Raw genomic sequence first — 22,813 nt, forward strand, 5'->3', positions numbered from 1 at the left:
ACGGTCCGCCGCGCAACCCCACGCGATGGCGAGCCCGCTCACCCACGTCAACACCAGGAGAATCCACTCCCGTGGCAGTCAAGATCAAGCTGAAGCGTCTCGGCAAGATTCGCTCCCCGCACTACCGCATCGTCGTCGCCGACGCCCGCACCAAGCGTGACGGTCGCGCGATCGAGGAGATCGGCATCTACCAGCCGACCTACAACCCCTCGAAGATCGAGGTCGACAGCGACCGCGCCCAGTACTGGCTGTCCGTCGGCGCCCAGCCGACCGAGCCGGTGCTCGCCATCCTGAAGCTGACCGGCGACTGGCAGAAGTTCAAGGGCCTGCCGGCTCCGGCGCCGCTGCTGGTCGCCGAGCCGAAGGTCGAGGACTTCTCGCACCTGTTCGCGAAGGCCGTCGCCGGCTTCGAGGACGCCACCACCGGTGTCGCCATCACCCCGAAGGCCAAGAAGTCGGACAAGGCCGAGGCCGAGGCCGACGTCGCCGCCGAGGCCTGATCGTGATCGAGGACGCCCTCGACCACCTGGTGAAGGGCATCGTCGAGCACCCCGACGAGGTGCAGGTGCGCTCGCGCAACCTGCGTCGGGGTAACACCATCGAGGTGCGAGTGCACCCCGATGACCTCGGCAAGGTGATCGGCCGGGGCGGCCGTACGGCGCGCGCTCTGCGCACCGTGGTCGGCGCCCTCGGCGGTCGCAACGTCCGGGTCGACCTGGTCGACGTGGACAACATTCGCTGACGCTGCTGCTCGTTCAGCCGTCAGGGCTTGTGAGGCCGACCGGGACGCATGTCGTCCCGGTCGGCCTTTTCGCATTTCCCTCCGCATTTCCCTCGCATCATCGCTTCGCAGCCCGTCGCCGTCGCTTTCGTTTCGGCTCAGGAACTCCAGGAGAACGATCACCGTGCAGCTCGTCGTCGGCAGGATCGGCCGTGCCCACGGCATCAGGGGGGACGTCAGTGTCGAGGTCCGCACCGACGAGCCGGAACTCCGGCTCGGCCCCGGTGCCGTCGTGCTCACCGACCCCGCGTCGGTCGGGCCGCTGACCGTCGAGTCGGGCCGGGTGCACAGCGGCCGGCTGCTGCTGCGCTTCGCCGGCGTCAAGGACCGCAACGCGGCCGAGGCCCTCCGCGGCACCGTGCTCATCTCCGAGGTCGACCCGGAGGAGAGCCCCGAGGACCCGGAGGAGTACTACGACCACCAGCTGATCGGCCTGGACGTGGTGCTGCTGGACGGCACCCTGGTCGGCGAGCTGACCGAGGTCCTCCACCTGCCCTACCAGGACCTGCTCACGGTCGAGAAGGCCGACGGGACGGAGGTGCTGGTGCCCTTCGTCAGCCAGATCGTGCCGACCATCGATCTGGAGAACCAGCGCGCCGTGATCACCCCGCCGCCCGGGCTGATCGACCCGGAGCAGGCCGACGTCGCGGGGACCTCCTCGGCCGAGGGCGCCGAGACCGCTGAGGGTGCCGACGGCGCCGAGACCGCTGAGGGTGCCGACGGCGCCGAGGGCTCGGAGGAGTCGCAGTGACCGCGGAGGAGAACACCGGGGCGGACGTTCCGGCGGCCGACGGCGCCGTGTCGAGCAGTGCGGTCACGAGCGGTGCGGTCACGAGCGGTGCGGCCACGAGCGGTGCGATCACGAGCGGCGCCGGGGCGGACGAGGCGGGGTCCGGCGGCGCGTGGAGCGGCATGCGGATCGACGTCGTCACGATCTTCCCCGAGTACCTGGAGCCGCTGGACGTCTCGCTGGTCGGCAAGGCCCGCGCCCGCGGCCAGCTGGACGTGCACGTCCACGACCTGCGCGAGTGGACCCACGACGTGCACCGCACGGTCGACGACAGTCCGTACGGCGGCGGCCCCGGCATGGTGATGAAGCCCGAGCCGTGGGGCGAGGCGCTGGACGCGGTGATCGCCGGCGGCCCCGAGGGGCAGGTGCCCACCCTGATCGTCCCGACGCCGAGCGGGCGACCGTTCACCCAGGAGCTCGCCCAGGAACTGGCCGGGCGCCCGTGGCTGGCCTTCACCCCCGCCCGGTACGAGGGCATCGACCGCCGGGTGATCGAGGAAGCGGCCACCCGGATGCCGGTGGTCGAGGCCTCGATCGGCGACTACGTGCTGGCCGGCGGCGAGGTCGCCGTGCTGGTGATGGTCGAGGCGATCGCCCGGCTGCTGCCGGGGGTGCTCGGCAACGCCGAGTCCCACCGCGACGACTCCTTCGCGCCGGGCGCGATGGCCGACCTGCTGGAGGGCCCGGTCTACACCAAGCCCGCCGAGTGGCGCGGCCGGACGGTGCCGGACGTGCTGCTCAGCGGCAACCACGGCAGGATCGCCCGCTGGCGCCGCGAGCAGGCCTTCGCCCGGACCCTGGCGAACCGGCCCGACCTGGTCGAGCGCTGGCAGTACGGAGCCTTCGACAAGAAGGAGCGGGAGGCGCTGAGCATCCTCGGCCTGGCCTGGGACGAGCGGCTCGGCCGATTTCGGTCCGTGGCCGGTGATGTGGAAGAATAGGCGGCTGTTGTCTGTCGCTGGTTCCCTTCCGTAGGGGACACGTGGACCGGCGCCCTCGCCACGGGGGGATCGTCGTCAGCCGATGCGGCCCGCAGCAAACCCCATTGTGACGATTTTCCGTGGGCGGCCCGTGGCGCCTGCGATGGAGAGCAACATGAGCAACAAGCTCGCTGCTGTCGACGCGGCCTCGCTGCGTAGCGACATTCCGGCCTTCCGCGCCGGTGACACCCTGAAGGTTCACGTCCGGGTCATCGAGGGCAACCGCTCCCGTGTCCAGGTCTTCCAGGGCGTCGTCATCCGCCGCCACGGCGCCGGTATCGGTGAGACCTTCACCGTCCGCAAGGTCAGCTTCAACGTCGGCGTGGAGCGCACCTTCCCGGTGCACACCCCGGTCGTCGAGAAGATCGAGGTCGTGACCCGCGGTGCGGTTCGCCGCGCCAAGCTGTACTACCTGCGTGACCTCCGCGGCAAGGCCGCGAAGATCAAGGAGAAGCGCGACCGCTGATCCACCGGCCCCCGGCCTCGCCGGGGATCGGAACGTTCCGAGGGGGCGAACGACCGCAAGGTAAGCTCACCCCCCGATGAGCACGCACGAACCACCCGCGGACCGCGACGGCAGTCCCGCACCCACCGGTGCGGACTCGCTGTCGCGGTCCGCGGTCGTTTCCGGGAGCGGTTCCGCCGGGGTCGACGACGGGGGCGCCGCGGCGGATGGTGTCGACGGCCCGGAGGCTGTCGCGGGCCCGGTGGCCACCGACAGGCCGGCGGCCACCGGCGGGCCGGAGCATGCCGAGGGGCCGGAGCATGCCGAGGTACCGGAGCGCACTGAGGTACCGGAGCAGGCCGAGGGCCCTGAACGCGTCGGGGAGCGGACGGGCGGCTGCGGAGACGACGGCCCGGAGCAGGACGATGAGCCGGGGCACTCGCGTTCGCGCGACCTGCTGTTGGTGGCCGGGATCTGCCTGACAGCCCTGCTGCTGGTGAACGCCTTCGTCGCGCGTCCGTTCTCGGTGCCCTCCGGGTCGATGGAGGAGACCCTGCGCCCGGGCGACCGGCTGGTCGCGAACCAGCTCGCCTACGCCTTCGGCGGCCACCCCCGGCGGGGCGACGTCGTGGTCTTCGACGGGACGGGCTCCTTCCTCCGGGAGTCGGCGAAGCCGCCCGGCTTCTGGGACGGCCTGCGATCGTTCGCCCAGGACCTCGGTCTGACCCCGGCCGGGAACACCGTCTACGTCAAGCGCGTGATCGGCGTCGGCGGGGACCGGGTGACCAGCACCGGCCCGGGCGCGCCGATCACCGTCAACGGCGTGCCGATCGACGAGACCTCCTACCTGTCCCCGGGCGACGACCCGTCGAGCGTGGCCTTCGACATCGTCGTGCCCGCCGGCAAGCTGTGGGTGATGGGTGACCACCGCAGCGCCTCCCGGGACTCCCGCGACCACCTCGGCGAGCCCGGCGGCGGCTTCGTGCCCGAGGCGAAGGTGATCGGCAGGGCGGACTGGGTGGTCTACCCGTTCTCGCGCTGGACCGGCCTGGACCGGCCCGCGGCCCTCGCCCCGACTGCGGGGACGGGTGGTCATGGGGACCAGGGGTAGGGGACGGCTCGCCGACCGTCCGGCCGCCGGGGGAGCGGCGACCGCGGGACCGGGGCAGGCCGGCGGCGCCGGCTCGGGGCCGACCGGTGCCCCGCCGACCAGTGCCCCGCCGCCGCGCGGCCGGGCCGAGCGCCGTCGCAGTGCCCGCAAGGCGGCCGGTCGGCGCAAGCGCTCGCTGGTGCGCGAGGTGCCGCTGATCGTCCTGGTGGCCCTGCTGGTGGCGCTGGTGATGAAGACCTTCCTGATCCAGGTGTTCGTGATCCCCTCGGGCTCGATGGAGCAGACCATCCGGATCGGGGACCGGGTACTGGTCGACAAGCTGACCCCCTGGTTCGGCAGTGAGCCGCAGCGCGGCGACATCGTGGTGTTCAAGGACCCGGGCGGCTGGCTGGAGCGCGACCGGAAGCCGTCCGGCGACGGCCCGGTGCTGGGCGGGGCCAAACAGGTGCTGACCTTCGTCGGACTGCTGCCCTCCGACAACGAGCAGGACCTGATCAAGCGGGTGATCGGCGTCGGCGGGGACACCATCGAGTGCTGCGACGCACAGGGGCGCCTCAGCGTCAACGGTCGTCCGGTGGAGGAGTCCTACCTCGCGCCCGGCAACCCGCCGTCCCGGCAGACCTTCAAGGTGCAGGTGCCACAGGGACGGCTGTGGGTCATGGGCGACCATCGGGACGTCTCTGCCGACTCCCGTTTCCACATGGGCAATCCGGGCCAGGGAACGGTCCCGTTGAGCGACGTGGTCGGCCGCGCGTTCGTGATCGCCTGGCCGCTGGACCGCTTCCATCAACTCGATGCGCCAGGTTCACTCTCCTCTCTCGCCCGGATGCCGCAGGCCGGCGGAACTGCCGCGGAGTCGGTGGGCGTTGGGCCGGTTCCTGTGGAACCCCCGCTCGTTATGGGTGTGTTGGGCATCCTTCCGTTCGTCGCGCGCAGGTCGGGGCGGCCTCCGGAGTGAGCAGCGCCGGCCGTCGACCGGACGGGCCTCGCGTGTGGGACCGCGAGCCGGATGCCTGGGAGTGATAGAGAAGTGCAGGTGCGGCCGGGAGTGGTCCCGGCCGTGTGCCGAGGCCGTGCTGGTGTCGGGGGAGTCCGCGGTGGGCAGCCCTGAGGCGTTCATGGTCGTGGTGAGCGTGGTGCCCGCTGTGCGGCACTCTGAGCGCGGGCGCGCGGGCGTCCGCACAGCAGGGAGGAGACGTTGTGGGGGATTTGGTGATCGGCGCCCGATCAGGCGCCGGAGAGCCCGAGGGCCCAGGTCGTCGGGCGGACCGGTCCGCCGAGTCCGCGGCCTCCTCGGCCTCGGTCGAGGACGCGGCGGCGCAGACCGCTGACGGGCAGGGTGCCGGCTCGGAGGACCCCCCGGACTCCTCGCACGCGGGGGCCGAGCCCGCGGACGGATCGGAGTCGGAGGCTCCCTCCAAGCCGCGCAAGCCGCGTTCGTTCTGGAAGGAACTGCCGATCCTGGTCGGCATCGCGCTGATCCTCGCGCTGGTGATCAAGACGTTCTTCGTCCAGGCGTTCTCCATTCCGTCGGAATCGATGCAGAACACGCTGCAGGTCGGCGACCGCGTCCTGGTGGACAAGCTGACCCCGTGGTTCGGGGCCGAGCCCGAGCGCGGTGAGGTCGTGGTGTTCCACGACCCGGGCGGCTGGCTGAGCGACGAGCCGACCCAGCAGAGCAGCAACGCCTTCCTCCGGGGCGTGCAGGACGTGCTCAGCTTCGTCGGTCTGATGCCCTCCGCCAACGAGAAGGACCTGATCAAGCGCGTCATCGCGGTCGGCGGGGACACCGTCGAGTGCGAGGGCGAGGGGCCGGTCAAGGTCAACGGCGTCGCCCTCAACGAGCCGTACGTCTACCAGGGCAACACCCCCTGCGGCGACCACCCCTTCGGCCCGGTCAAGGTGCCCAAGGACCGGATCTGGGTGATGGGTGACCACCGCGCCAACTCGCTGGACTCCCGTTTCCACATGGACCAGCCGGGTGGCGGCACCGTCCCGGTGGACAACGTGATCGGGCGCGCGTTCGTGGTGGCCTGGCCGATCAGCCACTGGTCCACGCTGCCGGTGCCGGACACCTTCGACCAGAAGGGCCTGGCGGCGGCCGCGCCGATGGCGCCCCCCGTGGCCGGTGCGGTGGGGGCCGTCGCCCTGCTCCCGCTGGTCCGTCGGGTGCGGGGCCGGGCGGAGCACCGCAAGGAGTCCTGAGCTCCACCGGATCGTGTTCCGCCGGCTTGGCCCCGGCTCTTGCGCGGGCCGTGGTACCGACGAGTAATCTGCTCGGACGTGCCACGGCCCGTCGGCTTTTCCGCCCGTGCCTCCGGCGTGCCAGTGGTGTTCTCCGGTCGGCCAGAGGTGGACGGTGTCGATGAGCAGTGTCGTGGAGCAGACGGTCGACCGCCCTCCGGTACCCGCCCGTGGGCGCCGCGGGGCCGCCGCGGTGCTCCAGGGCGTCGCCCTGGCGCTGGGGCTGGTGCTGATGGTCGGCGGCTTCGCCCTGATCGCGATCGACTACCGGCCGTACAAGATCCCCACCGCCTCGATGCACCCGACCCTGCGCGCCGGGGACACCGTGCTCGCCCGCAAGGTCGGCGGCGGCGACATCGGGCGGGGCGACGTGGTGGTCTTCCGGGACCAGGCCTGGGGCGGTGAGCTCATGGTCAAGCGGGTGGTCGCGGTCGGCGGGGACACCGTCGCGACCACCGGGGCCGATTACCGGCTGACGGTCAACGGGCAGCCGGTGGACGAGCCCTACCTCGCGACACAGGGCCGCCAGGGCGCTTCGTTCAGCGTGACGGTGCCGCAGGGCCGGCTGTTCCTGCTCGGCGACAACCGGATGGGCTCGCTCGACTCCCGCACCCACCTGGAGGTCGACGACGGGACCGTCCCGGCCGAGGCCGTCGAGGCCAGGGTCGAGGCCACGGTGCTGCCCTTCGGCCGCATGGGCCTGCTCGACCGGGTCACGGACTTCGACGGCTTCGCGGGCCCGAAGGCCTCGCAGCCGGGGCCGCTGGGGCCCCTCGCCGCCGCCGCCGTTGCGGGCGCGGCGCTGATCCTCGTGACCTCGGTGGTGGGCGGGGTGGCGGGTCTGGCCCGCCGGCTCCGGGGGCGCGGCGCCTGAGCGGGACCGTCGCCCCGCGGGCCGCTCTGCCGAACATCGCCCCGGACGGCCGCGTCGGGTGGCAGGATCGGTAGCGCCACCGATGCGGACGGAAGGAGCGTGGAGCGCTGCCATGACAGCACGGCGCCGCAGGGCGGCGCGGATCCTGCTGCTGGACGGGCTGGACCGCATCCTCCTCTTCCTGGGGGCCGATCCGGCCACCCCGGGCGAGACGTGGTGGTTCACGCCCGGAGGCGGCTTGGAGCCGGGGGAGGACGTGCGCGGGGCCGCCGAGCGGGAGCTCGCCGAGGAGACCGGCTTGCGGGGTGTGGACCTGGGGCCCTTGGTGGCGTACGGCACGGTGTCGTTCTCCTTTCAGGGACAGCGCTACGAGCAGGAGCAGTGGTTCCACCTGGCCCGGACCGCGGAGACGGGGCTGGACCACTCGGGCATGGGCGCCGACGAGCACGCCCAGTTGCTCGCGGCGCGCTGGTGGACGGTCGAGGAACTGAGGGGGACCGCCGAGACGGTCTATCCGCCCGGTCTGGCGGACTTCCTGGAGCGGCTGCTGGCCGAGGGCCCGCCGGTGGATCCGGTACGGCTCTGACCGTGGGTGCGGTGGTCCACAATGGGTGGACGTGACAATTTGAGGGGACGCCTGGATGAGTGCCGAAGATCTCGAGAAGTACGAGACCGAGATGGAGCTCAAGCTCTACCGGGAGTACCGGGACGTCGTCGGCCTGTTCAAGTACGTGATCGAGACCGAGCGACGGTTCTACCTCACCAACGACTACGAGCTGCAGGTGCACTCGGTCCAGGGCGAGGTGTTCTTCGAGGTGTCGATGGCGGATGCGTGGGTCTGGGACATGTACCGGCCGGCCCGGTTCGTCCGCAAGGTCCGGGTGCTGACCTTCAAGGACGTGAACATCGAGGAACTCGCGAAGAGCGACCTGGAGCTGCCCTCGGACGAGTCCGGCTTCGGGAACTGACGTTGAACGACTCCGTCCCGCGTTGTCCAGCCGATTTCGGGAGGAACGGGGCTTCTCACTCCTGCGGGTGACAAAAGTTGTCCACAGGCCCGGGTTATCCACAGGGACAGGGAATTCCCGGGCCCCGGCGCGCGCCATGGTGCAGCCTCCTCGGCGGAGGTGGTCACCATGCAGCAGACCGTCGTGCAGGACCAGGCCGTACCGGACACGGCCGCAGCCGGGAAGGCCCCGCGGGCGATCCCGGAGCGCAGCACCAAGAACGGGCTCGGCCGCTACGGGGAGCGGGTCGCCGCCCGCCGCCTCACCGAGGCCGGGCTCCGCATCCTGGACCGCAACTGGCGTTGCGTCGAGGGCGAGCTGGACATCGTCGCCCTCGACGGCGACACCGTGGCGGTCTGCGAGGTGAAGACCCGCTCCGAGCGGGGGTTCCAGCAGCCCACCGAGGCCATCGACCGGGCCAAGGCGGCCCGACTGCAGCGCCTGGCCGAGCGCTGGATGGCCGAGCGCTGGCCCGGTCACTTCGCGGAGTTGGCCGGGCCCGGCTACGACCCGGGGCCCACCGATCCGCAATGGCCGCCCGCCCCACCGGGCGGGGTGCGGATCGACCTGGTCGCGGTGGTCAACCGGGCGCGGGGTGCGGCCCTGGTCGACCACCTGCGGGGGGTGGTCTGAGATGGCCTTCGCCCGTACCTGTTCCGTCGCGCTGGTCGGCGTCGACGGAGTGATCGTCGAGGTCCAGGCCGATCTGGAGCCCGGGGTGGCGGCGTTCACCCTGGTCGGCCTGCCCGACAAGGCGCTCACCGAGGCCCGCGACCGGGTCCGTGCCGCGGTCGTGAACAGCGGCGAGGCCTGGCCGCAGCGCAAGCTGACGGTCGGCCTCAGCCCCGCCTCGGTGCCCAAGAGCGGCAGCGGCTTCGACCTCGCGGTCGCCTGCGCCGTGCTGGCCGCCGCGGAACGGCTCGACCCCGCCGCCATCGCCGACCTGCTGATCATCGGCGAGCTGGGGCTGGACGGCCGGGTGCGGCCGGTCAGGGGGGTGCTGCCGTCGGTGCTGGCCGCCGCCGACGCGGGGTACGAGCGGGTCGTGGTCGCCGAGCAGACCGCGCCCGAGGCCTCGCTCGTTCCCGGGGTGACGGTGATCGGCGTCCGCAGCCTGCGCCAGCTCGTCGCCACCCTGACCGGCGCGGAGGCACCGGAGGAGCCGCCCGACCCGATCGGCGGCCGGCCGGATCCGCTGATGGCCGGTCTGATGCTGCCCAGCGCGGGGGTGCGGGGCCTGCCCGACGACCGGGCGGCCCGGCTCGACATGGCCGATGTGGCCGGCCAGTACGAGGCTCGGCGGGCCCTGGAGATCGCCGCCGCCGGAGGCCACCACCTCTACTTGAAGGGCCCACCGGGGGCGGGCAAGACGATGCTGGCGGAGCGGCTGCCCTCGCTGCTTCCGCCGCTGACCCAGAAGGAGGCACTGGAGGTCACCGCCGTCCACTCGGTGGCCGGGCTGCTCCCGGCCGGGCGTCCACTGATCGACACCGCGCCCTACTGCGCTCCGCACCACTCCACGACGATGCCGGCCATCGTCGGCGGCGGCAGCGGTCTGCCGAGACCGGGGGCGGTCTCGCTGGCCCACCGGGGCGTGCTCTTCCTGGACGAGGCGCCGGAGTTCCCGGTCCGGGTGCTCGACGCGCTGCGCCAGCCGCTGGAAGCGGGCGAGGTGGTGATCGCCCGCTCGGCCGGCTCGTTGCGGCTCCCGGCCCGCTTCCTGCTCTGCCTGGCGGCCAACCCCTGTCCGTGCGGCCGGTACTCGCGGCGGGGCGAGGGCTGCGAGTGCACCCCGGCCATGGTCAGCCGCTATCAGGGGCGGCTCTCCGGGCCGCTGCTGGACCGGGTCGACCTCCAGGTCCAGGTGGCCCCGGTGACCAGGGTCGAGCTCATGGAACGGGACACCACGGCGGAGACCACCGAGACCGTCGCGGCCAGAGTGCTGGCCGCGCGTGAGCGGGCGGCGGCCCGGTTGGCGGACACCCCGTGGCGGACCAACGCGGAGGTGCCGGGCCACGAACTGCGCACCCGCTGGCAGCTCGGGCCCGGCGCGCTCAACGACGCCGCGCGGCAGTTGGAGCGGGGGCTGCTGACCGCCCGGGGCCTGGACCGGGTGCTCCGGGTCGCCTGGACGGTCGCCGACCTCGCCGGACGCGACCGGCCGGACCAGCGGGACGTGCGCACCGCGCTGGTCCTGCGCACCGGGGTGGAGCACGGACTCCCGCTGGCCGAGCGGGTCCTCGGCCGGCTCGGCGGAATCCCGGCGCAGCGCGACAGTCCGGAGGACGGCTGGTCCGCGACGCCCAGGACACCCGCGACGCCCAGGACGCCCGGGGCGCCCGACGACCGTTCGCGGAACCAGAAGGGTGAGGCATGAACCAGCTGCTGAGGCAACCTCGAATTCCCGGCGCGGCCGAGGCCGGGGCCGGTGCCGCGACCAACGACGGGCCCGAGCCCGAGCGCCTCGCCCGGGTGCTGATCGGCCGGCTCAGCGAACCGGGGGACGCGGTGGTCGGCCGGTGGCTCGGCCAACTCTCCGCCGTCGACGTGGTCAAGGCGATCCGGGACGGGACGGTGCCCGACCATCCCGGACTGGACGCCACCCGACTGGCCGGGTACCAGGCGCGGCTCCCGAGCCTGGACCCGGAGATGGACCTGAAACGGGTACGGGACGTCGGTGGACGGTTCATCATTCCGGGGGACACCGAGTGGCCCAGCCAACTCGACGACCTGGGTGACGGACGTCCGGTCGGGCTCTGGGTGGCGGGTACCGGCTCGCTGCGGCTGCTCGCGCTCCGCTCGGTCGCGCTGGTGGGCTCCCGCGCCTGCACCGCCTACGGCGCCCACGTCGCGGGGGAGCTGTCGGCCCAACTGGCCGAGCGCGGCTGGATGGTGGTCTCCGGGGCGGCCTACGGGATCGACGCGGCCGTACACCGCGGGGCACTCGCGGTCGGCGGAATGACCGCCGCCGTGCTCGCCTGCGGCGTCGACGTGGCCTACCCCAAGGGCAACGCCGAACTGATCCGGCGGATCGGCGTCCAGGGTCTGCTGGTCAGTGAACTCCCGCCCGGGGAGCACCCGAACCGCTTCCGCTTCGTCCTGCGCAACAGGGTCATCGCGGCGCTCACCCGGGGAACGGTGGTGGTCGAGGCGGCGGTGCGCAGCGGCGCCCTGAGCACGGCCAGACGGGCGCGGGACCTCAACCGTCACACCATGGGCGTCGCGGGCCCGGTGACCTCGGCCTTCTCCGCCGGGGTGCACGCCCTGATCCGCAGCGGAGCCGCCGTCCTGGTCACCGACGCGGCCGAGATCACCGAGCTGATCGGGGCGATCGGGGACGACCTGGCACCGCAGCGCAGCGGTCCGGTGCTCCCGCGCGACCTGCTGGAGCCGGCGGTCGCCCGGGTGCTGGAAGCCGTACCGGCGACGCCGGAGGGCGCCCCGGTCGAGCGACTGGCCCGGCAGTCCGGTCTCCCGCCGGACGAAGTCCTTCAACGGCTCTACGAGTTGGGCTCGCTCGGCTACGTGGAGCGGCACGGCGCGCACTGGCGCGTGGTGCGCAGGAGGTGATCGCCGGAACGGAGAACGCGCTCGCGTCGAGGGAACGCACGTCGGAGCCGCCCTGCTGACCTGCCGATCCGTTCTCCTGTTCGTCGCCCGGATCCGATGTGCGAGCGCCACCGGATCGGGGGACGACCGAGTGGCGGTAGCGCTTTGCAGTGAGTTGGTCACGCTACGCTCCACATGCCTTCCCTATCAGCACATGACTCGGCAGAACGGCGCAGACCAACGCATGCCCACACACATTCCCGGACACAGAGTGACCGGTGGCGCTCGGTCCTCGGGAGGGCCGCGGACCGAGAGGCGCCCCGTGCCCGACTTCCCGGCCAGGTCGGCGGGGGCGATGGGCGGCCTGTCGCGCCAGGGCGGGCGGCCGGCGGTGGCGCCCCAGCCTACGGACGCGGCCCGGGGTGCCGAGCCGCTCCAGGGCGCGGACGCGGCAGGCTCCGCCGGCGCGCCCGCCGGTGCACCCGCCGGGGTGCCCCCCGGCGCGGGAGTGGCCGGTGCGCCCCGGTCGCCCGGGAGTGCGTCGGGCAGCAGCGCCGCCTCCCCGGCCCTCGCCTCGCCGGTGTCGCCGCCCCGCCGGGAGAGGACGGCGGACGGAGGCCAGGGGCAGGACGCCCGGGGGGCCGCGACCCAGGGCCGCACCGCGCTCGAGGAACTCTGGCGCTCCTACAAGGAGAGCGGGGACCAGCGGCTGCGCGAGCAGCTGATCCTGCACTACTCACCGCTCGTCAAGTACGTGGCGGGGCGGGTCGGGGTCGGTCTGCCCTCCAACGTGGAACAGGCGGACTTCGTCTCCTCGGGGGTCTTCGGGCTGATCGACGCGATCGAGAAGTTCGACATCGGCCGCGCCATCAAGTTCGAGACCTATGCGATCAGCCGCATCCGCGGCGCGATCATCGACGAGCTGCGTGCCCTGGACTGGATTCCGCGCTCGGTACGGCAGAAGGCGAAGGCGGTCGAGCGGACGTACGCGACGCTGGAGGCCCGGCTGCGCCGGACGCCGCACGAGCCGGAGGTCGCGGCCGAGATGGGCATCGCGATCGAGGACCTGCACGCCATCTTCAGCCAGCTGTCGCTGGCCAACGTGGTGGCGCTGGACGAACTGCTGCACCCGGTGGGGGAGGGCGGCGACCGGCTGAGCCTGATGGACACCCTGGAGGACCACGGCGCGGACAACCCGGTCGAGGTGGCCGAGGACCGCGAACTGCGCAGGCTGCTGGCCCAGGCGGTCAACACCCTCCCCGAGCGGGAGAAGACGGTGGTGACGCTCTACTACTACGAGGGCCTCACCCTCGCCGAGATCGGACAGGTGCTGGGGGTGACGGAGAGCCGGGTGAGCCAGATCCACACCAAGTCCGTCCTCCAGCTGCGCGCCAAGCTGTCGGACATCCGATAGGGCGTCGGCCCCCGGGCGTCGACACCTGGCCGCCGGAAGCCGCTCGTGGGGCCCGGGCATCTTCCCGATGCGCGGCGCCGTACCGGCCGGAGGTATGGCTCCGTAGAGTGGGAGCGTGCCGAAGATCCGAGCGGCCACGGTGGCCGAGCATCGCCAGCTCCAGCGCGCAGCGCTTCTCGATGCTGCCCGCATCCTGCTCACCGAGGGTGGCATGGAGGCCCTGACCTTCCCCGCACTCGCGACGCGCACCGGGCTGGCGCGCTCCTCGGTCTACGAGTACTTCCGCTCCCGCGCCGCCGTGGTCGAGGCGCTCTGCGAGGTGGACCTCCCGCTCTGGGCAGCCGAGATCGAGGCCGGGATGGAGAGCTGCGACACCGCCGTCGAGCGGATCGAGGCCTACGTCCGGGGCCAGCTGGCGCTGGCCGCCGACCCCCGGCACCGGGCGGTGGTGGCGATCTCGGCACTGGAGCTAGACGAGGCCGCGCGCGAGCGGATCAGGGCCGCGCACGGCAGGCTGGCCGGTCTGGTCGGCCGGACACTGGAGGACCTCGGCCACGCGCAGCCCCGGCTCGCCGCGGCCCTGGTCCAGGGCGTAGTGGAGGCGGCGACCCGCAGGGCCGAGCAGGCCACGGCCGGAGGTCGCACCGGCTGTGCGACCGAGAGCCCCGAGGAGATCGCCGACGCCGCCGTCGCGATGGTGCTGCACGGACTCGTCCACCCCGGAACCTGAACCTGAACCTGGCCCGGTCCCGAGTCGACCTCGGCCCCGGTCCTGACCTCGGCTCCGGGCCTACCCGTCCGTGCCTCTCAACGGCAGCAGTCGCGCCGTTCCCGCGCCGAACAGGGCCAGCGGGTCCAGGTAGCGGCTTCCGCGCAGCAGCCCCCAGTGCAGGCAGTCCCGCCCGGCGCAGTGGCGCCCGTCCGGGGCGAGCAGCCCGATCGGCTGTCCGGCGGCCACCGGGGTGCCGACCGGGACGGTGCCGGTGACGGGCAGGTAGGTGGTCCGCAGCGGGGGAGAGCCCGAACCGGGATGGGCGACGGTCACCACCGGCCGTCCTGCCACCAGCCCGGAGAAGGCGACCACTCCGGGAGCCGCCGTCCGGACCTCCACCCCCGGCTCGGCGGCGAGGTCCACGCCCCGGTGCCCGGCGGCCCAGACCTTCGCCGGCGGCTCGAAGCGGCCCAGCACCCCACCCGGCCCGCCCACCGGCCAGGCGCGCGCTCCACCCCACCCGGCCCCGCCGGCCGAGCCCGGGAGGTCGGCCGCACCCGTGCGTCCCGAAGCCCCGACGGCGCCCGAATCCCCGACGGCGCCCGAAGTCCCCGAGACGCCGACGGCGCCAAAAGCCCCCGACGGCCCGAGCACGAGCACGAGCACGAGCACCACCGTCATCACCTTCACCACCACGGACACCCCGCCGAACCACCCGCGACCAGTCATGCCCGCAGGCTCGCCGCTCGGTCTCCCCGGCACCACCCGCATTCGGATTCCTGTGGACAAACCGTCCTCGCGCCCGACCGCCATCCCCCTGACGGGTGTACGAACGCCACCATCCGGTGTAGAAGCGGCCCGCCGCCGACGGACCGCGTGCCGGCCGCACCCGCCCCCGAGCCCGCACCCGCCATCGCGCCCGCCCCCGCTCGCACCTCCGCCCCCCGCTCGCACCCCCCGCTCGCACCTCCGCCCCCCGCTCGCACCCCCCGCTCGCACCCACCCCCGCGCCCCTGCCGCACGCCCACCCCCGGCTCCGCTCCCGCAGCGGCCCCGTGGACCCCGGCCCGGCCCCGCACCGACCTCGCCGCACCCCCACCGGGACTCCACCGCACCCCCGCCGCACCCCCGCCGCACCCCCGCCGAAACCCGCCCACCCCGGCCGTTCTCCGGGCTCCCCCCAGCTCTTCGGCGGGCCCCCGGCCACTCGTGGAGTCGCTCGCGCCTCGGCGCTTCCCGTACACTTCACACGCGACCCGGTCCGCCGGGTCGACTTCGCACGCCCCGCCACCGGCGGTCGGACGCGGTTCGTCCGCAGCCCCGCCAGGTGCGAGTGCCGCTCGGTCCGCCGAGCTCGACCGGCCCCCGGGCCGGGAGGGTTCAAGCGGCTCGGCACGTTCGGGGCGTCAGGCGTGGCTGTCACCTGGCCGCCACGGACAAACCGAGCCTGACCCGGCTGTGGGCGATCGCTGCGAGGCAGTGCCGCCGCCGGGCCGTAACACCAAGGAGCACGGCAATGGCCGTCGTCACGATGCGGGAGCTGCTGGAGAGCGGCGTCCACTTCGGTCACCAGACCCGCCGCTGGAACCCGAAGATGAAGCGCTTCATCATCACCGAGCGCAACGGCATCTACATCATCGACCTCCTGCAGTCGCTGAACTACATCGACCGCGCCTTCGAGTTCATCAAGGAGACCGTTGCCCACGGCGGCAGCGTCCTCTTCGTCGGCACGAAGAAGCAGGCCCAGGAGGCCATCGCCGAGCAGGCCACCCGCGTGGGCATGCCCTACGTGAACCAGCGCTGGCTCGGCGGCATGCTGACCAACTTCTCGACCGTCTACAAGCGCCTCCAGCGCCTGAAGGAGCTCGGCGAGCTGGACTTCTCGGACGTGGCCGGTTCCGGCCTGACCAAGAAGGAGCTCCTGGTCCTCCAGCGCGAGCACGACAAGCTGGAGAAGACCCTCGGCGGTATCCGCGACATGCAGCGCGTTCCCAGCGCCGTCTGGATCGTGGACACCAAGAAGGAGCACATCGCGGTCGGCGAGGCCCGGAAGCTCAACATCCCGGTCGTCGCCATCCTCGACACCAACTGTGACCCGGACGAGGTCGACTACAAGATCCCGGGCAACGACGACGCGATCCGCTCCGTCACCCTGCTGACCCGCGTGATCGCCGACGCCGTGGCCGAGGGCCTCAAGTCCCGCGCCGGTGTCGCCAAGGGCGACGCCAAGGCCGAGCCGGGTGCCGACCAGCCGCTGGCCGCCTGGGAGAAGGACCTCATCGAGGGCGAGAAGAAGGCCGAGGAGGCCCCCGCCGCCGCCGAGGCCCCCGCCGCCGAGGCGCCCGCCGAGGAGGCCCCCGCGGCCGAGGCGCCGGCCGAGCAGGCCTGACGTACCAAGGGTGAGGGGCACCCGCCGGTACGAAGCCGGCGGGTGCCCCTCTCTCCCGCGCCGGGACCGGACCATCGGTCCCGGCGCCACTCCACGCAGACACGCGAGACGCGAGAAGAGATTCACACCATGGCGAACTTCACCGCCGCGGACGTCAAGAAGCTCCGTGAGCTCACCGGCGCCGGCATGATGGACTGCAAGAAGGCCCTGGACGAGGCCGAGGGCAACGTCGAGAAGGCCGTCGAGCTCCTGCGCATCAAGGGCCAGAAGGGCGTCGCCAAGCGCGAGGGCCGCGACGCCTCCAACGGCGCCGTCGCCGCGCTGATCGCCGAGGACAAGAAGTCCGGCGTCCTGGTCGAGCTGAACTGCGAGACCGACTTCGTCGCCAAGGGTGACAACTTCGTCAAGGTCGCCGACGCCATCGCCGCCCACGTCGCCAAGACCGCCCCGGCCGACCTGGACGCCGCCCTGGCCTCCGAGATCGAGGCCGGCAAGACCGTCCAGCAGTTCGTGGACGAGGCCAACGCGACCCTGGGCGAGAAGATCGTCTTCCGCCGCTTCGCCCAGTTCGACGGTGACGGCTTCGTCGCGGTCTACCTGCACAAGACCAGCCCCGACCTGCCGCCGGCCGTCGGCGTCCTGGTCGAGCTGGACAAGGAGAACGCCGAGGTCGCCAAGGACGTCGCGCAGCACATCGCCGCCTTCGCCCCGAAGTACCTGTCCCGCGAGGACATCCCGGCCGAGGACATCGAGAACGAGCGCCGCGTCGCCGAGGCCACCGCTCGCGAGGAGGGCAAGCCGGAGGCCGCCCTGCCGAAGATCGTCGAGGGTCGCGTCACCGGCTTCGTGAAGGAGTTCTCCGTCCTGGAGCAGGCCTTCGCGAAGGACAACAAGAAGACCGTCGCCAAGGTCCTCGAGGAGAACGGCGTCACCCTCAAGCGCTTCGCGCGTTTCCGCGTCGGCGCCTGAGCCACGTTCCACCTGGTCCCCGGCCCCTTTACGCTGGGAACCGCCCCCGCCCGCTGATCGGGGCGGGAGGAACGCCGAACGGGCTCACCCCGCGCCTATCCCCAACGGGCGGGCTCGCGTCGGCACCATGAACGACGAGGAGGCCATTGCCGTGCAGGACACCGAACCGGTTCCCGCGGCAGTGGCCTCCTCTCGTGTACGCGCAGGCGGGGCATCCGCACACCCGCGCCTGTGACCAGTAGGTGCAAAAAGGAGAAGTCCATGCAGGAGACGCAGGAGACCGCGCAGGACCCCAGGGACGGCTCGCGCCGCCGGGTGCTGCTCAAGCTGTCCGGTGAAGCCTTCGCCGGTGGCGGCGGGCTCGGCGTCGACCCGGACGTCGTGCACGCGATCGCCCGGGAGATCGCCACCGTCGTCCGTGCCGGTACCGAGGTCGCGGTGGTCATCGGCGGCGGCAACTTCTTCCGGGGCGCCGAGCTCCAGGTCCGCGGCATGGACCGGGCCCGCTCCGACTACATGGGCATGCTCGGCACCGTCATGAACTGCCTGGCGCTGCAGGACTTCCTGGTCAAGGAGGGCATCGAGACCCGGGTCCAGACCGCCATCACCATGGGCCAGGTCGCCGAGCCGTACCTGCCGCTGCGGGCCGTCCGGCACCTGGAGAAGGGCCGTGTGGTGATCTTCGGCGCCGGTATGGGCATGCCGTACTTCTCCACCGACACCACGGCCGTCCAGCGCGCCCTGGAGATCCACGCCGACGTCCTGCTGATGGGCAAGAACGGCGTGGACGGCGTCTACGACTCCGACCCGCGGACGAACCCGGACGCGGTCAAGTTCGACGCGCTGGAGTACTCCGAGGTCATCGCGCGCGACCTCAAGGTCGCCGACCTCACCGCGATCACGCTGTGCAAGGACAACAACCTTCCGATGCTGGTCTTCGAACTGCTGGCGGAGGGCAATATCGCGCGCGCGGTGAAGAGTGAGAAGATCGGCACACTCATCAGCCAGGATTCTGTCCGGGCCTGAGCAGCAACCAGCCGTACTGGACGGCGCCGACGCCGGGACCGGCCACCGCGCCGACACCGGTCGGGACAACAGCAGATGAACCGGACAGGGAGACCACAGTGATCGAAGAGACCCTCCTCGAGGCCGAGGAGAAGATGGAGAAGGCCGTCGGCGTCGCCAAGGACGACCTCGCGGCCATCCGTACCGGCCGTGCGCACCCGGCGATGTTCGCCAAGATCGTCGCGGAGTACTACGGTGCCGTGACGCCGATCAACCAGCTGGCCTCCTTCTCGGTGCCGGAGCCGCGGATGGCGGTCGTCTCGCCGTTCGACAAGACCGCGCTGAAGGCCATCGAGCAGGCGATCCGCGACTCCGACCTGGGCGTCAACCCGTCCAACGACGGCTCGATCATCCGCGTGGTGCTGCCCGAGCTGACCGAGGAGCGCCGCCGGGAGTTCATCAAGATCGCCCGCACCAAGGGCGAGGACGCCAAGGTGTCGATCCGCGCGGTGCGCCGCAAGGCCAAGGACGCCATCGACAAGTTGGTGAAGGACGGCGAGGTCGGCGAGGACGACGGCCGCCGCGCCGAGAAGGAGCTCGACGACACCACGGCCAAGTACGTGGCCCAGGTCGACGAGCTGCTGAAGCACAAGGAAGCCGAGCTGCTCGAGGTCTGATGAACGACGCCCCTGACGCCCCCGGCTACTGGGGCCCGTCCGACCAGCAGTTCCAGCCCCACCACCCGGCGCCGCACCCGCAGGCCGCCCGTACCCCGGCCCATCCGGTGCCGGGGTACGGCGCGCAGCCGGCGCCGGCCCAGGGACACCCCGGCCACCCGGGCGGCCACGCCGTGCCCCCGGGCGCGCCGGGCGTCGCCCACGGGGCGCCGGGCCTCCGTTCGGATCAGTCGCAGCAGCCTCCGGTGTACTGGGGCGGCGACGCGGAGGAGACTCAGGTCATGCCTCCCGTGCCGGCCGAGCCCGGTCCGCCGCCCGGCGCGCCCGTCCACGGCCGGTCCGCCGTCCACGGTCGGTCCCCGGCCCACGGCCGGCCCGCCACCGGTGGCCCGGCCGGGCCCGCCGAGGGGCAGGGCAGGGAGTCCGGCCGGCTGAACGGCCCGCTGTTCCGGGAGGATCAGCCCGAGCCGGCGCCGCCGGGCGTGACGGAGACGGTCGTGCTGCGCGCGATATCCGACGACGTCCCTCCCGCCCCCGGCCGCGGCGCCCCGCCGCACCCGGGGGCACCGGTGCATCCCGCGCCGCCGGCGAACCACTTGGCGGCCGGGCAGCCCCACTTCGTGCCGTCGTCCCACCCAGGGCAGGAGACACCCGTGGCCGCCCAGTCCGCCCCGCAGCCGCAGCCGCGCAAGCAGCGCGGTGGCCGTAACCTCCAGGCCGCCATAGGCGTGGGCGTCGGCCTGGGCGCGGTGATCGTCGCCTCGCTGTTCGTGGTGAAGGCGCTGTTCCTGGTCGTCGTGATGGCCGCGGTCGCGGTCGGCGTCTGGGAGCTGACCAGCCGGCTCTCCGAGCGCAAGCAGATCAAGGCGCCGCTGATCCCGCTGGTCGTGGGCGGCGTCGCCATGGTCGCCACCGGTTACTGGTCCGGCATCCAGTGGGCGGCCGCCGCGCTGGCGCTGACCGGGCTGGCGGTGATGGTCTGGCGGATGGCCGAGCCGCCGGAGGACTACCTGCGGGACATAACGGCAGGCGTGTTCACGGCCTTCTACGTGCCGTTCCTGGCCACCTTCGTGGCGATGATGCTGGCGGCCGACGACGGCCCCCAGCGGATCGTGCTCTTCCTGATCGTGACGATCTGCAGCGACACCGGCGCGTACGCGGTGGGCTACAAGTTCGGGAAGACCAAGCTGGCCCCGACGATCAGCCCGGGCAAGACCCGCGAGGGCCTGGCCGGCGGCATCGCGCTGTCGATGCTGGCGGGCGCGCTGCTGATGCAGCTGATGATCGACGGCGGCAGCTGGTGGCAGGGCCTGATCCTGGGCGGCTGCGCGGCGGTCACCGCGACCCTGGGCGACCTGGGCGAGTCGATGATCAAGCGGGACCTCGGGATCAAGGACATGGGCACGCTGCTGCCCGGCCACGGCGGCATCATGGACCGGCTGGACTCGCTCCTGCCGACCGCCCCGGTGGTCTGGCTGCTGCTGGCCGCGTTCGTCGGCAGCTGACCGGCGCGTACGAGACGTACCAGGGAGGGCCCCGGACGCCTGGCGTCCGGGGCCCTCGCGCGTCTGCGACACTGGAACAACCATGCCTAAGCCCGGAGAACTCACCTTTGTCGCGCCGCGCGGCGCAAAGCCCCCGCGACACCTCGCCGACCTGAGCCCCGCCGAGCGCAAGGAGGCCGTCGCCGAGCTGGGCGAGCAGCCGTTCCGCGCCAAGCAGCTCTCCAACCACTACTTCGGCCGGATGTCGAACGACCCGGCGAGCTGGACGGACATCCCCGCCGCCAGCCGGGAGAAGCTCACCGGGAGCCTGCTGCCCGAGCTGATGTCGGTGGTCCGGCACGTCTCCTGCGACGACGACGCCACCCGCAAGACGCTCTGGAAGCTCTTCGACGGCACGCTCGTGGAGTCCGTGCTGATGCGCTACCCGGACCGGGTCACCATGTGCATCAGTTCGCAGGCCGGCTGCGGCATGAACTGCCCGTTCTGCGCCACCGGCCAGGCCGGTCTGACCCGCAACCTGTCCACCGCCGAGATCGTCGAGCAGATCGCCGCCGGGATGCGCGCGCTCAAGACCGGGGAGATCCCGGGCGGCGAGGCGCGGCTGTCCAACGTGGTCTTCATGGGCATGGGCGAGCCGCTGGCCAACTACAACCGGGTGCTGGCCTCGATCCGCCGGCTGACCGACCCGGCGCCGGACGGCTTCGGCCTGTCCCAGCGCGGCATCACGGTCTCCACCGTCGGTCTCGTCCCGGCGATGCACCGCTTCGCCGACGAGGGCCTCAGCTGCCGTCTGGCGCTGTCGCTGCACGCCCCGGACGACGAGCTGCGCGACGAGCTGGTGCCGGTGAACACCCGCTGGAAGGTCGCCGAGGTGCTGGACGCGGCGTGGAACTACGCGGAGAAGTCCGGCCGCCGGATCTCCATCGAGTACGCGCTGATCAAGGACATCAACGACCAGGCCTGGCGGGCGGACCTGCTCGGCCGGCTGATCAAGAACCGCCGGGTGCACGTCAACCTGATCCCGCTGAACCCGACCCCCGGGTCCAAGTGGACGGCCTCCCGGCCGGAGGACGAGCGCGAGTTCGTCCGCCGCCTCCAGTCGCACGGCGTGCCGACGACCGTCCGCGACACCCGTGGCCAGGAGATCGACGGCGCCTGCGGCCAGCTCGCCGCGGCGGGCTGAGGCCCGTTCCGGGAGAGCGCTACCGGAGTCCGGCGGCCGCCAGCGCGGCGGTCGCCCCACCGGTCAGCAGCAGCGTGCTGCCCACCGCGAGGGTGCGCAGCGCGACCGCGCCGAACAGCAGTCGGGGCGAGGTGCCGAGGCGCAGCAGCGCGTGGGTGACCCCGCGGCGGTCGGTGCGGACCTCGGCGAGCCGGTTGACCACCGCGGCGGCCGCGCAGCCGAGGACCAGGCAGGCCTCGACGGCGGGCAGCGCGTCGGCGCTGTCGGGCGTGCCGATCCAGTAGCGGACGGTGGTGAGCACCAGCGCGACGGCGAGGGTGAGCACGGCCAGCGGCGCGCCGAGCCGGCGGGCCTGGGCGGTGAGGCCGCGCCCGGCCAGCAGCCGCAGCGGGGTGGGCCGCCCGACGGCGAGCAGCCGCCCGGCCCAGGCCAGCAGCGGGCCGGTGAGCAGCGCGAGGCCGAGCGCGCTGGCGGCCCAGCCGAAGAGGGCGGCGGTGCTGGTGGAGCCGAGCCCGGCGGGCAGGTGGATCGGACGGCCGTCGACGGCGGCTCCGGGCCGCAGGGCGATGAGTTCGAGCGCGGCGCCGATGACGCCCAGCCCGGTCGCCAGGGCGATCCGCCAGACGCCGAAGCCGGTCGGGGCGGGGGTGCGGCCGCCGGGCAGGGTGTCGGTGACGGAGACCGCGCAGGCGGCGGCGCCGGCGGCGGTGAGCGGGACCAGGGCGAGCAGGGCGAGGGGCGCGGCGGGCGGCAGCGGCACGCCCATGCCGAGGTCGGCGGCGAGTGCCGGGCCGGCGACGTCGTTGCGCAGCACCAGGAAGAGCAGCAGGGTCAGCACGCTGCCGAGGGTGCAGGCGAGTGCGACCTCGCCGGCGATCAGCGTCCGGATGCGGCGGGAGCCGGCGCCGGCGGCGGTGAAGCCGGCGATCCGCTCGGGCCTGCGGGCGGGCACCGCGCGGGCGGCGACGGCCGCGAACCAGGCGAGGGCGGCGAGCGGGGGCAGGCACCAGAGCAGCCGGACCAGCGGGTCGGCGCCGCCGATCTGCTCGCTCATCGCCCGGCCGAGGGAGCGCAGCAGGAAGGCGGCGACCACGGCGGCGGCCGCTGCGGTGAGCAGCCAGCGGCCGAGGTCGGGCACCCGGTAGCCCCGGGCCAGACGGAGGTAGAACACGTCGACC

General features: G+C 72.9%; 23 protein-coding genes and 1 pseudogene. 22 read left to right on the forward strand and 2 right to left on the reverse strand.

The window, feature by feature from the left end:
- Nucleotides 1–71 precede the first annotated feature (71 nt).
- The 16 genes and pseudogenes from rpsP to ACGFSC_RS23805 all read left to right on the forward strand — a co-directional run bounded on the left by rpsP (nt 72) and on the right by ACGFSC_RS23805 (nt 13,925).
- The gene (gene rpsP / locus ACGFSC_RS23730; protein WP_359900600.1) at nt 72–500 is read left to right on the forward strand and encodes a 30S ribosomal protein S16; all 429 of its coding nucleotides are present in this window, start codon (nt 72–74) and stop codon (nt 498–500) included.
- Between the two features lie 2 nt (nt 501–502).
- Entirely contained in the window at nt 503–742 is a 240-nt protein-coding gene (locus ACGFSC_RS23735) for an RNA-binding protein (RefSeq protein WP_030056773.1), read from the forward strand.
- 163 nt (nt 743–905) lie between these two features.
- Nucleotides 906–1,532, forward strand: a complete 627-nt coding sequence (gene rimM, locus ACGFSC_RS23740; RefSeq protein WP_359900603.1) for a ribosome maturation factor RimM — start codon at nt 906–908, stop codon at nt 1,530–1,532.
- Between the two features lie 161 nt (nt 1,533–1,693).
- Complete coding sequence (trmD, locus tag ACGFSC_RS23745) at nt 1,694–2,512, forward strand: tRNA (guanosine(37)-N1)-methyltransferase TrmD (protein ID WP_359900684.1); 819 nt, start codon at nt 1,694–1,696, stop codon at nt 2,510–2,512.
- Nucleotides 2,513–2,666: 154 nt separating this feature from the next.
- Nucleotides 2,667–3,017 (forward strand): 50S ribosomal protein L19, encoded by a 351-nt coding sequence (gene rplS / locus ACGFSC_RS23750; RefSeq protein WP_030306736.1) that lies wholly within the window; start codon nt 2,667–2,669, stop codon nt 3,015–3,017.
- Nucleotides 3,018–3,093: 76 nt separating this feature from the next.
- On the forward strand, nt 3,094–4,107 hold the full coding sequence (gene lepB, locus ACGFSC_RS23755) for a signal peptidase I (RefSeq protein ID WP_392863869.1): 1,014 nt from the start codon (nt 3,094–3,096) through the stop codon (nt 4,105–4,107).
- Nucleotides 4,108–4,294: 187 nt separating this feature from the next.
- Complete coding sequence (gene lepB / locus ACGFSC_RS23760; protein ID WP_380633073.1) at nt 4,295–5,065, forward strand: signal peptidase I; 771 nt, start codon at nt 4,295–4,297, stop codon at nt 5,063–5,065.
- 242 nt (nt 5,066–5,307) lie between these two features.
- The gene (gene lepB, locus ACGFSC_RS23765) at nt 5,308–6,312 is read left to right on the forward strand and encodes a signal peptidase I (RefSeq protein WP_392863871.1); all 1,005 of its coding nucleotides are present in this window, start codon (nt 5,308–5,310) and stop codon (nt 6,310–6,312) included.
- A 160-nt stretch (nt 6,313–6,472) separates the two neighbouring features.
- Complete coding sequence (gene lepB, locus ACGFSC_RS23770; RefSeq protein WP_359900606.1) at nt 6,473–7,225, forward strand: signal peptidase I; 753 nt, start codon at nt 6,473–6,475, stop codon at nt 7,223–7,225.
- Between the two features lie 112 nt (nt 7,226–7,337).
- Nucleotides 7,338–7,811 (forward strand): NUDIX domain-containing protein, encoded by a 474-nt coding sequence (locus ACGFSC_RS23775; protein ID WP_359900609.1) that lies wholly within the window; start codon nt 7,338–7,340, stop codon nt 7,809–7,811.
- Between the two features lie 55 nt (nt 7,812–7,866).
- Nucleotides 7,867–8,193, forward strand: coding sequence for a DUF2469 domain-containing protein (locus ACGFSC_RS23780; protein WP_030056781.1), 327 nt, complete (start codon nt 7,867–7,869; stop codon nt 8,191–8,193).
- A 168-nt stretch (nt 8,194–8,361) separates the two neighbouring features.
- The gene (locus ACGFSC_RS23785; protein ID WP_359900612.1) at nt 8,362–8,865 is read left to right on the forward strand and encodes a YraN family protein; all 504 of its coding nucleotides are present in this window, start codon (nt 8,362–8,364) and stop codon (nt 8,863–8,865) included.
- Between the two features lies 1 nt (nt 8,866).
- Nucleotides 8,867–10,609 (forward strand): YifB family Mg chelatase-like AAA ATPase, encoded by a 1,743-nt coding sequence (locus ACGFSC_RS23790; protein WP_359900615.1) that lies wholly within the window; start codon nt 8,867–8,869, stop codon nt 10,607–10,609.
- Nucleotides 10,606–11,802: a DNA-processing protein DprA gene (dprA, locus tag ACGFSC_RS23795; RefSeq protein WP_359900618.1), complete on the forward strand. Its 1,197-nt coding sequence runs from the start codon at nt 10,606–10,608 to the stop codon at nt 11,800–11,802. Before ACGFSC_RS23790 ends, dprA begins: the two co-directional genes overlap by 4 nt.
- A 597-nt stretch (nt 11,803–12,399) precedes the next feature.
- Nucleotides 12,400–13,195 (forward strand): annotated as a pseudogene (whiG, locus tag ACGFSC_RS23800) (RNA polymerase sigma factor WhiG); the annotation flags it as partial.
- Nucleotides 13,196–13,334: 139 nt separating this feature from the next.
- The gene (locus tag ACGFSC_RS23805; RefSeq protein ID WP_359900692.1) at nt 13,335–13,925 is read left to right on the forward strand and encodes a TetR/AcrR family transcriptional regulator; all 591 of its coding nucleotides are present in this window, start codon (nt 13,335–13,337) and stop codon (nt 13,923–13,925) included.
- 60 nt (nt 13,926–13,985) lie between these two features.
- Here ACGFSC_RS23805 and ACGFSC_RS23810 read toward each other — a convergent pair whose 3' ends face one another.
- Nucleotides 13,986–14,636, reverse strand: coding sequence for a M23 family metallopeptidase (locus tag ACGFSC_RS23810; RefSeq protein ID WP_359900621.1), 651 nt, complete (start codon nt 14,634–14,636; stop codon nt 13,986–13,988).
- A 787-nt stretch (nt 14,637–15,423) separates the two neighbouring features.
- On the opposite strand from ACGFSC_RS23810, the gene rpsB reads away from it, so the two are divergent.
- From rpsB to rlmN, 6 genes are all read left to right on the forward strand, one after another.
- Entirely contained in the window at nt 15,424–16,296 is an 873-nt protein-coding gene (gene rpsB, locus ACGFSC_RS23815; RefSeq protein WP_359900624.1) for a 30S ribosomal protein S2, read from the forward strand.
- Between the two features lie 129 nt (nt 16,297–16,425).
- Nucleotides 16,426–17,265: a translation elongation factor Ts gene (gene tsf / locus ACGFSC_RS23820; RefSeq protein WP_189923571.1), complete on the forward strand. Its 840-nt coding sequence runs from the start codon at nt 16,426–16,428 to the stop codon at nt 17,263–17,265.
- A 261-nt stretch (nt 17,266–17,526) separates the two neighbouring features.
- Complete coding sequence (gene pyrH, locus ACGFSC_RS23825) at nt 17,527–18,291, forward strand: UMP kinase (RefSeq protein ID WP_329929692.1); 765 nt, start codon at nt 17,527–17,529, stop codon at nt 18,289–18,291.
- 98 nt (nt 18,292–18,389) lie between these two features.
- Nucleotides 18,390–18,947, forward strand: coding sequence for a ribosome recycling factor (frr, locus tag ACGFSC_RS23830; protein WP_359900627.1), 558 nt, complete (start codon nt 18,390–18,392; stop codon nt 18,945–18,947).
- Nucleotides 18,947–20,452 carry a phosphatidate cytidylyltransferase gene (locus ACGFSC_RS23835; RefSeq protein ID WP_380633061.1) on the forward strand — a complete coding sequence of 502 codons (1,506 nt, stop codon included), beginning with the start codon at nt 18,947–18,949 and terminating at the stop codon, nt 20,450–20,452. Before frr ends, ACGFSC_RS23835 begins: the two co-directional genes overlap by 1 nt.
- Before the next feature lie 82 nt (nt 20,453–20,534).
- Nucleotides 20,535–21,635, forward strand: coding sequence for a 23S rRNA (adenine(2503)-C(2))-methyltransferase RlmN (gene rlmN / locus ACGFSC_RS23840; RefSeq protein ID WP_359900630.1), 1,101 nt, complete (start codon nt 20,535–20,537; stop codon nt 21,633–21,635).
- A gap of 19 nt (nt 21,636–21,654) precedes the next feature.
- On the opposite strand, the gene ACGFSC_RS23845 is transcribed toward rlmN, so the two are convergent.
- Nucleotides 21,655–22,806 carry a hypothetical protein gene (locus tag ACGFSC_RS23845; RefSeq protein ID WP_359900633.1) on the reverse strand — a complete coding sequence of 384 codons (1,152 nt, stop codon included), beginning with the start codon at nt 22,804–22,806 and terminating at the stop codon, nt 21,655–21,657.
- Between the last annotated feature and the right edge of the window lie 7 nt (nt 22,807–22,813).

The organism is Kitasatospora sp. NPDC048715, assembly GCF_043198905.1.
GTDB lineage: Bacteria > Actinomycetota > Actinomycetes > Streptomycetales > Streptomycetaceae > Kitasatospora > Kitasatospora lactacystinica.

Excerpts from the sequence above, each read along its gene's own strand:
- dprA (WP_359900618.1), top strand. The coding sequence starts at position 10,606 with ATGAACCAGCTGCTGAGGCAACCTCGAATTCCCGGCGCGGCCGAGGCC.
- ACGFSC_RS23790 (WP_359900615.1), top strand. The coding sequence starts at position 8,867 with ATGGCCTTCGCCCGTACCTGTTCCGTCGCGCTGGTCGGCGTCGACGGA.
- trmD (WP_359900684.1), top strand. The coding sequence starts at position 1,694 with ATGCGGATCGACGTCGTCACGATCTTCCCCGAGTACCTGGAGCCGCTG.
- lepB (WP_392863869.1), top strand. The coding sequence starts at position 3,094 with ATGAGCACGCACGAACCACCCGCGGACCGCGACGGCAGTCCCGCACCC.
- ACGFSC_RS23780 (WP_030056781.1), top strand. The coding sequence starts at position 7,867 with ATGAGTGCCGAAGATCTCGAGAAGTACGAGACCGAGATGGAGCTCAAG.
- tsf (WP_189923571.1), top strand. The coding sequence starts at position 16,426 with ATGGCGAACTTCACCGCCGCGGACGTCAAGAAGCTCCGTGAGCTCACC.
- rpsB (WP_359900624.1), top strand. The coding sequence starts at position 15,424 with ATGGCCGTCGTCACGATGCGGGAGCTGCTGGAGAGCGGCGTCCACTTC.
- lepB (WP_359900606.1), top strand. The coding sequence starts at position 6,473 with ATGAGCAGTGTCGTGGAGCAGACGGTCGACCGCCCTCCGGTACCCGCC.
- ACGFSC_RS23810 (WP_359900621.1), bottom strand. The coding sequence starts at position 14,636 with ATGACTGGTCGCGGGTGGTTCGGCGGGGTGTCCGTGGTGGTGAAGGTG.
- rplS (WP_030306736.1), top strand. The coding sequence starts at position 2,667 with ATGAGCAACAAGCTCGCTGCTGTCGACGCGGCCTCGCTGCGTAGCGAC.
- pyrH (WP_329929692.1), top strand. The coding sequence starts at position 17,527 with ATGCAGGAGACGCAGGAGACCGCGCAGGACCCCAGGGACGGCTCGCGC.
- ACGFSC_RS23785 (WP_359900612.1), top strand. The coding sequence starts at position 8,362 with ATGCAGCAGACCGTCGTGCAGGACCAGGCCGTACCGGACACGGCCGCA.
- ACGFSC_RS23835 (WP_380633061.1), top strand. The coding sequence starts at position 18,947 with ATGAACGACGCCCCTGACGCCCCCGGCTACTGGGGCCCGTCCGACCAG.
- ACGFSC_RS23775 (WP_359900609.1), top strand. The coding sequence starts at position 7,338 with ATGACAGCACGGCGCCGCAGGGCGGCGCGGATCCTGCTGCTGGACGGG.
- rlmN (WP_359900630.1), top strand. The coding sequence starts at position 20,535 with ATGCCTAAGCCCGGAGAACTCACCTTTGTCGCGCCGCGCGGCGCAAAG.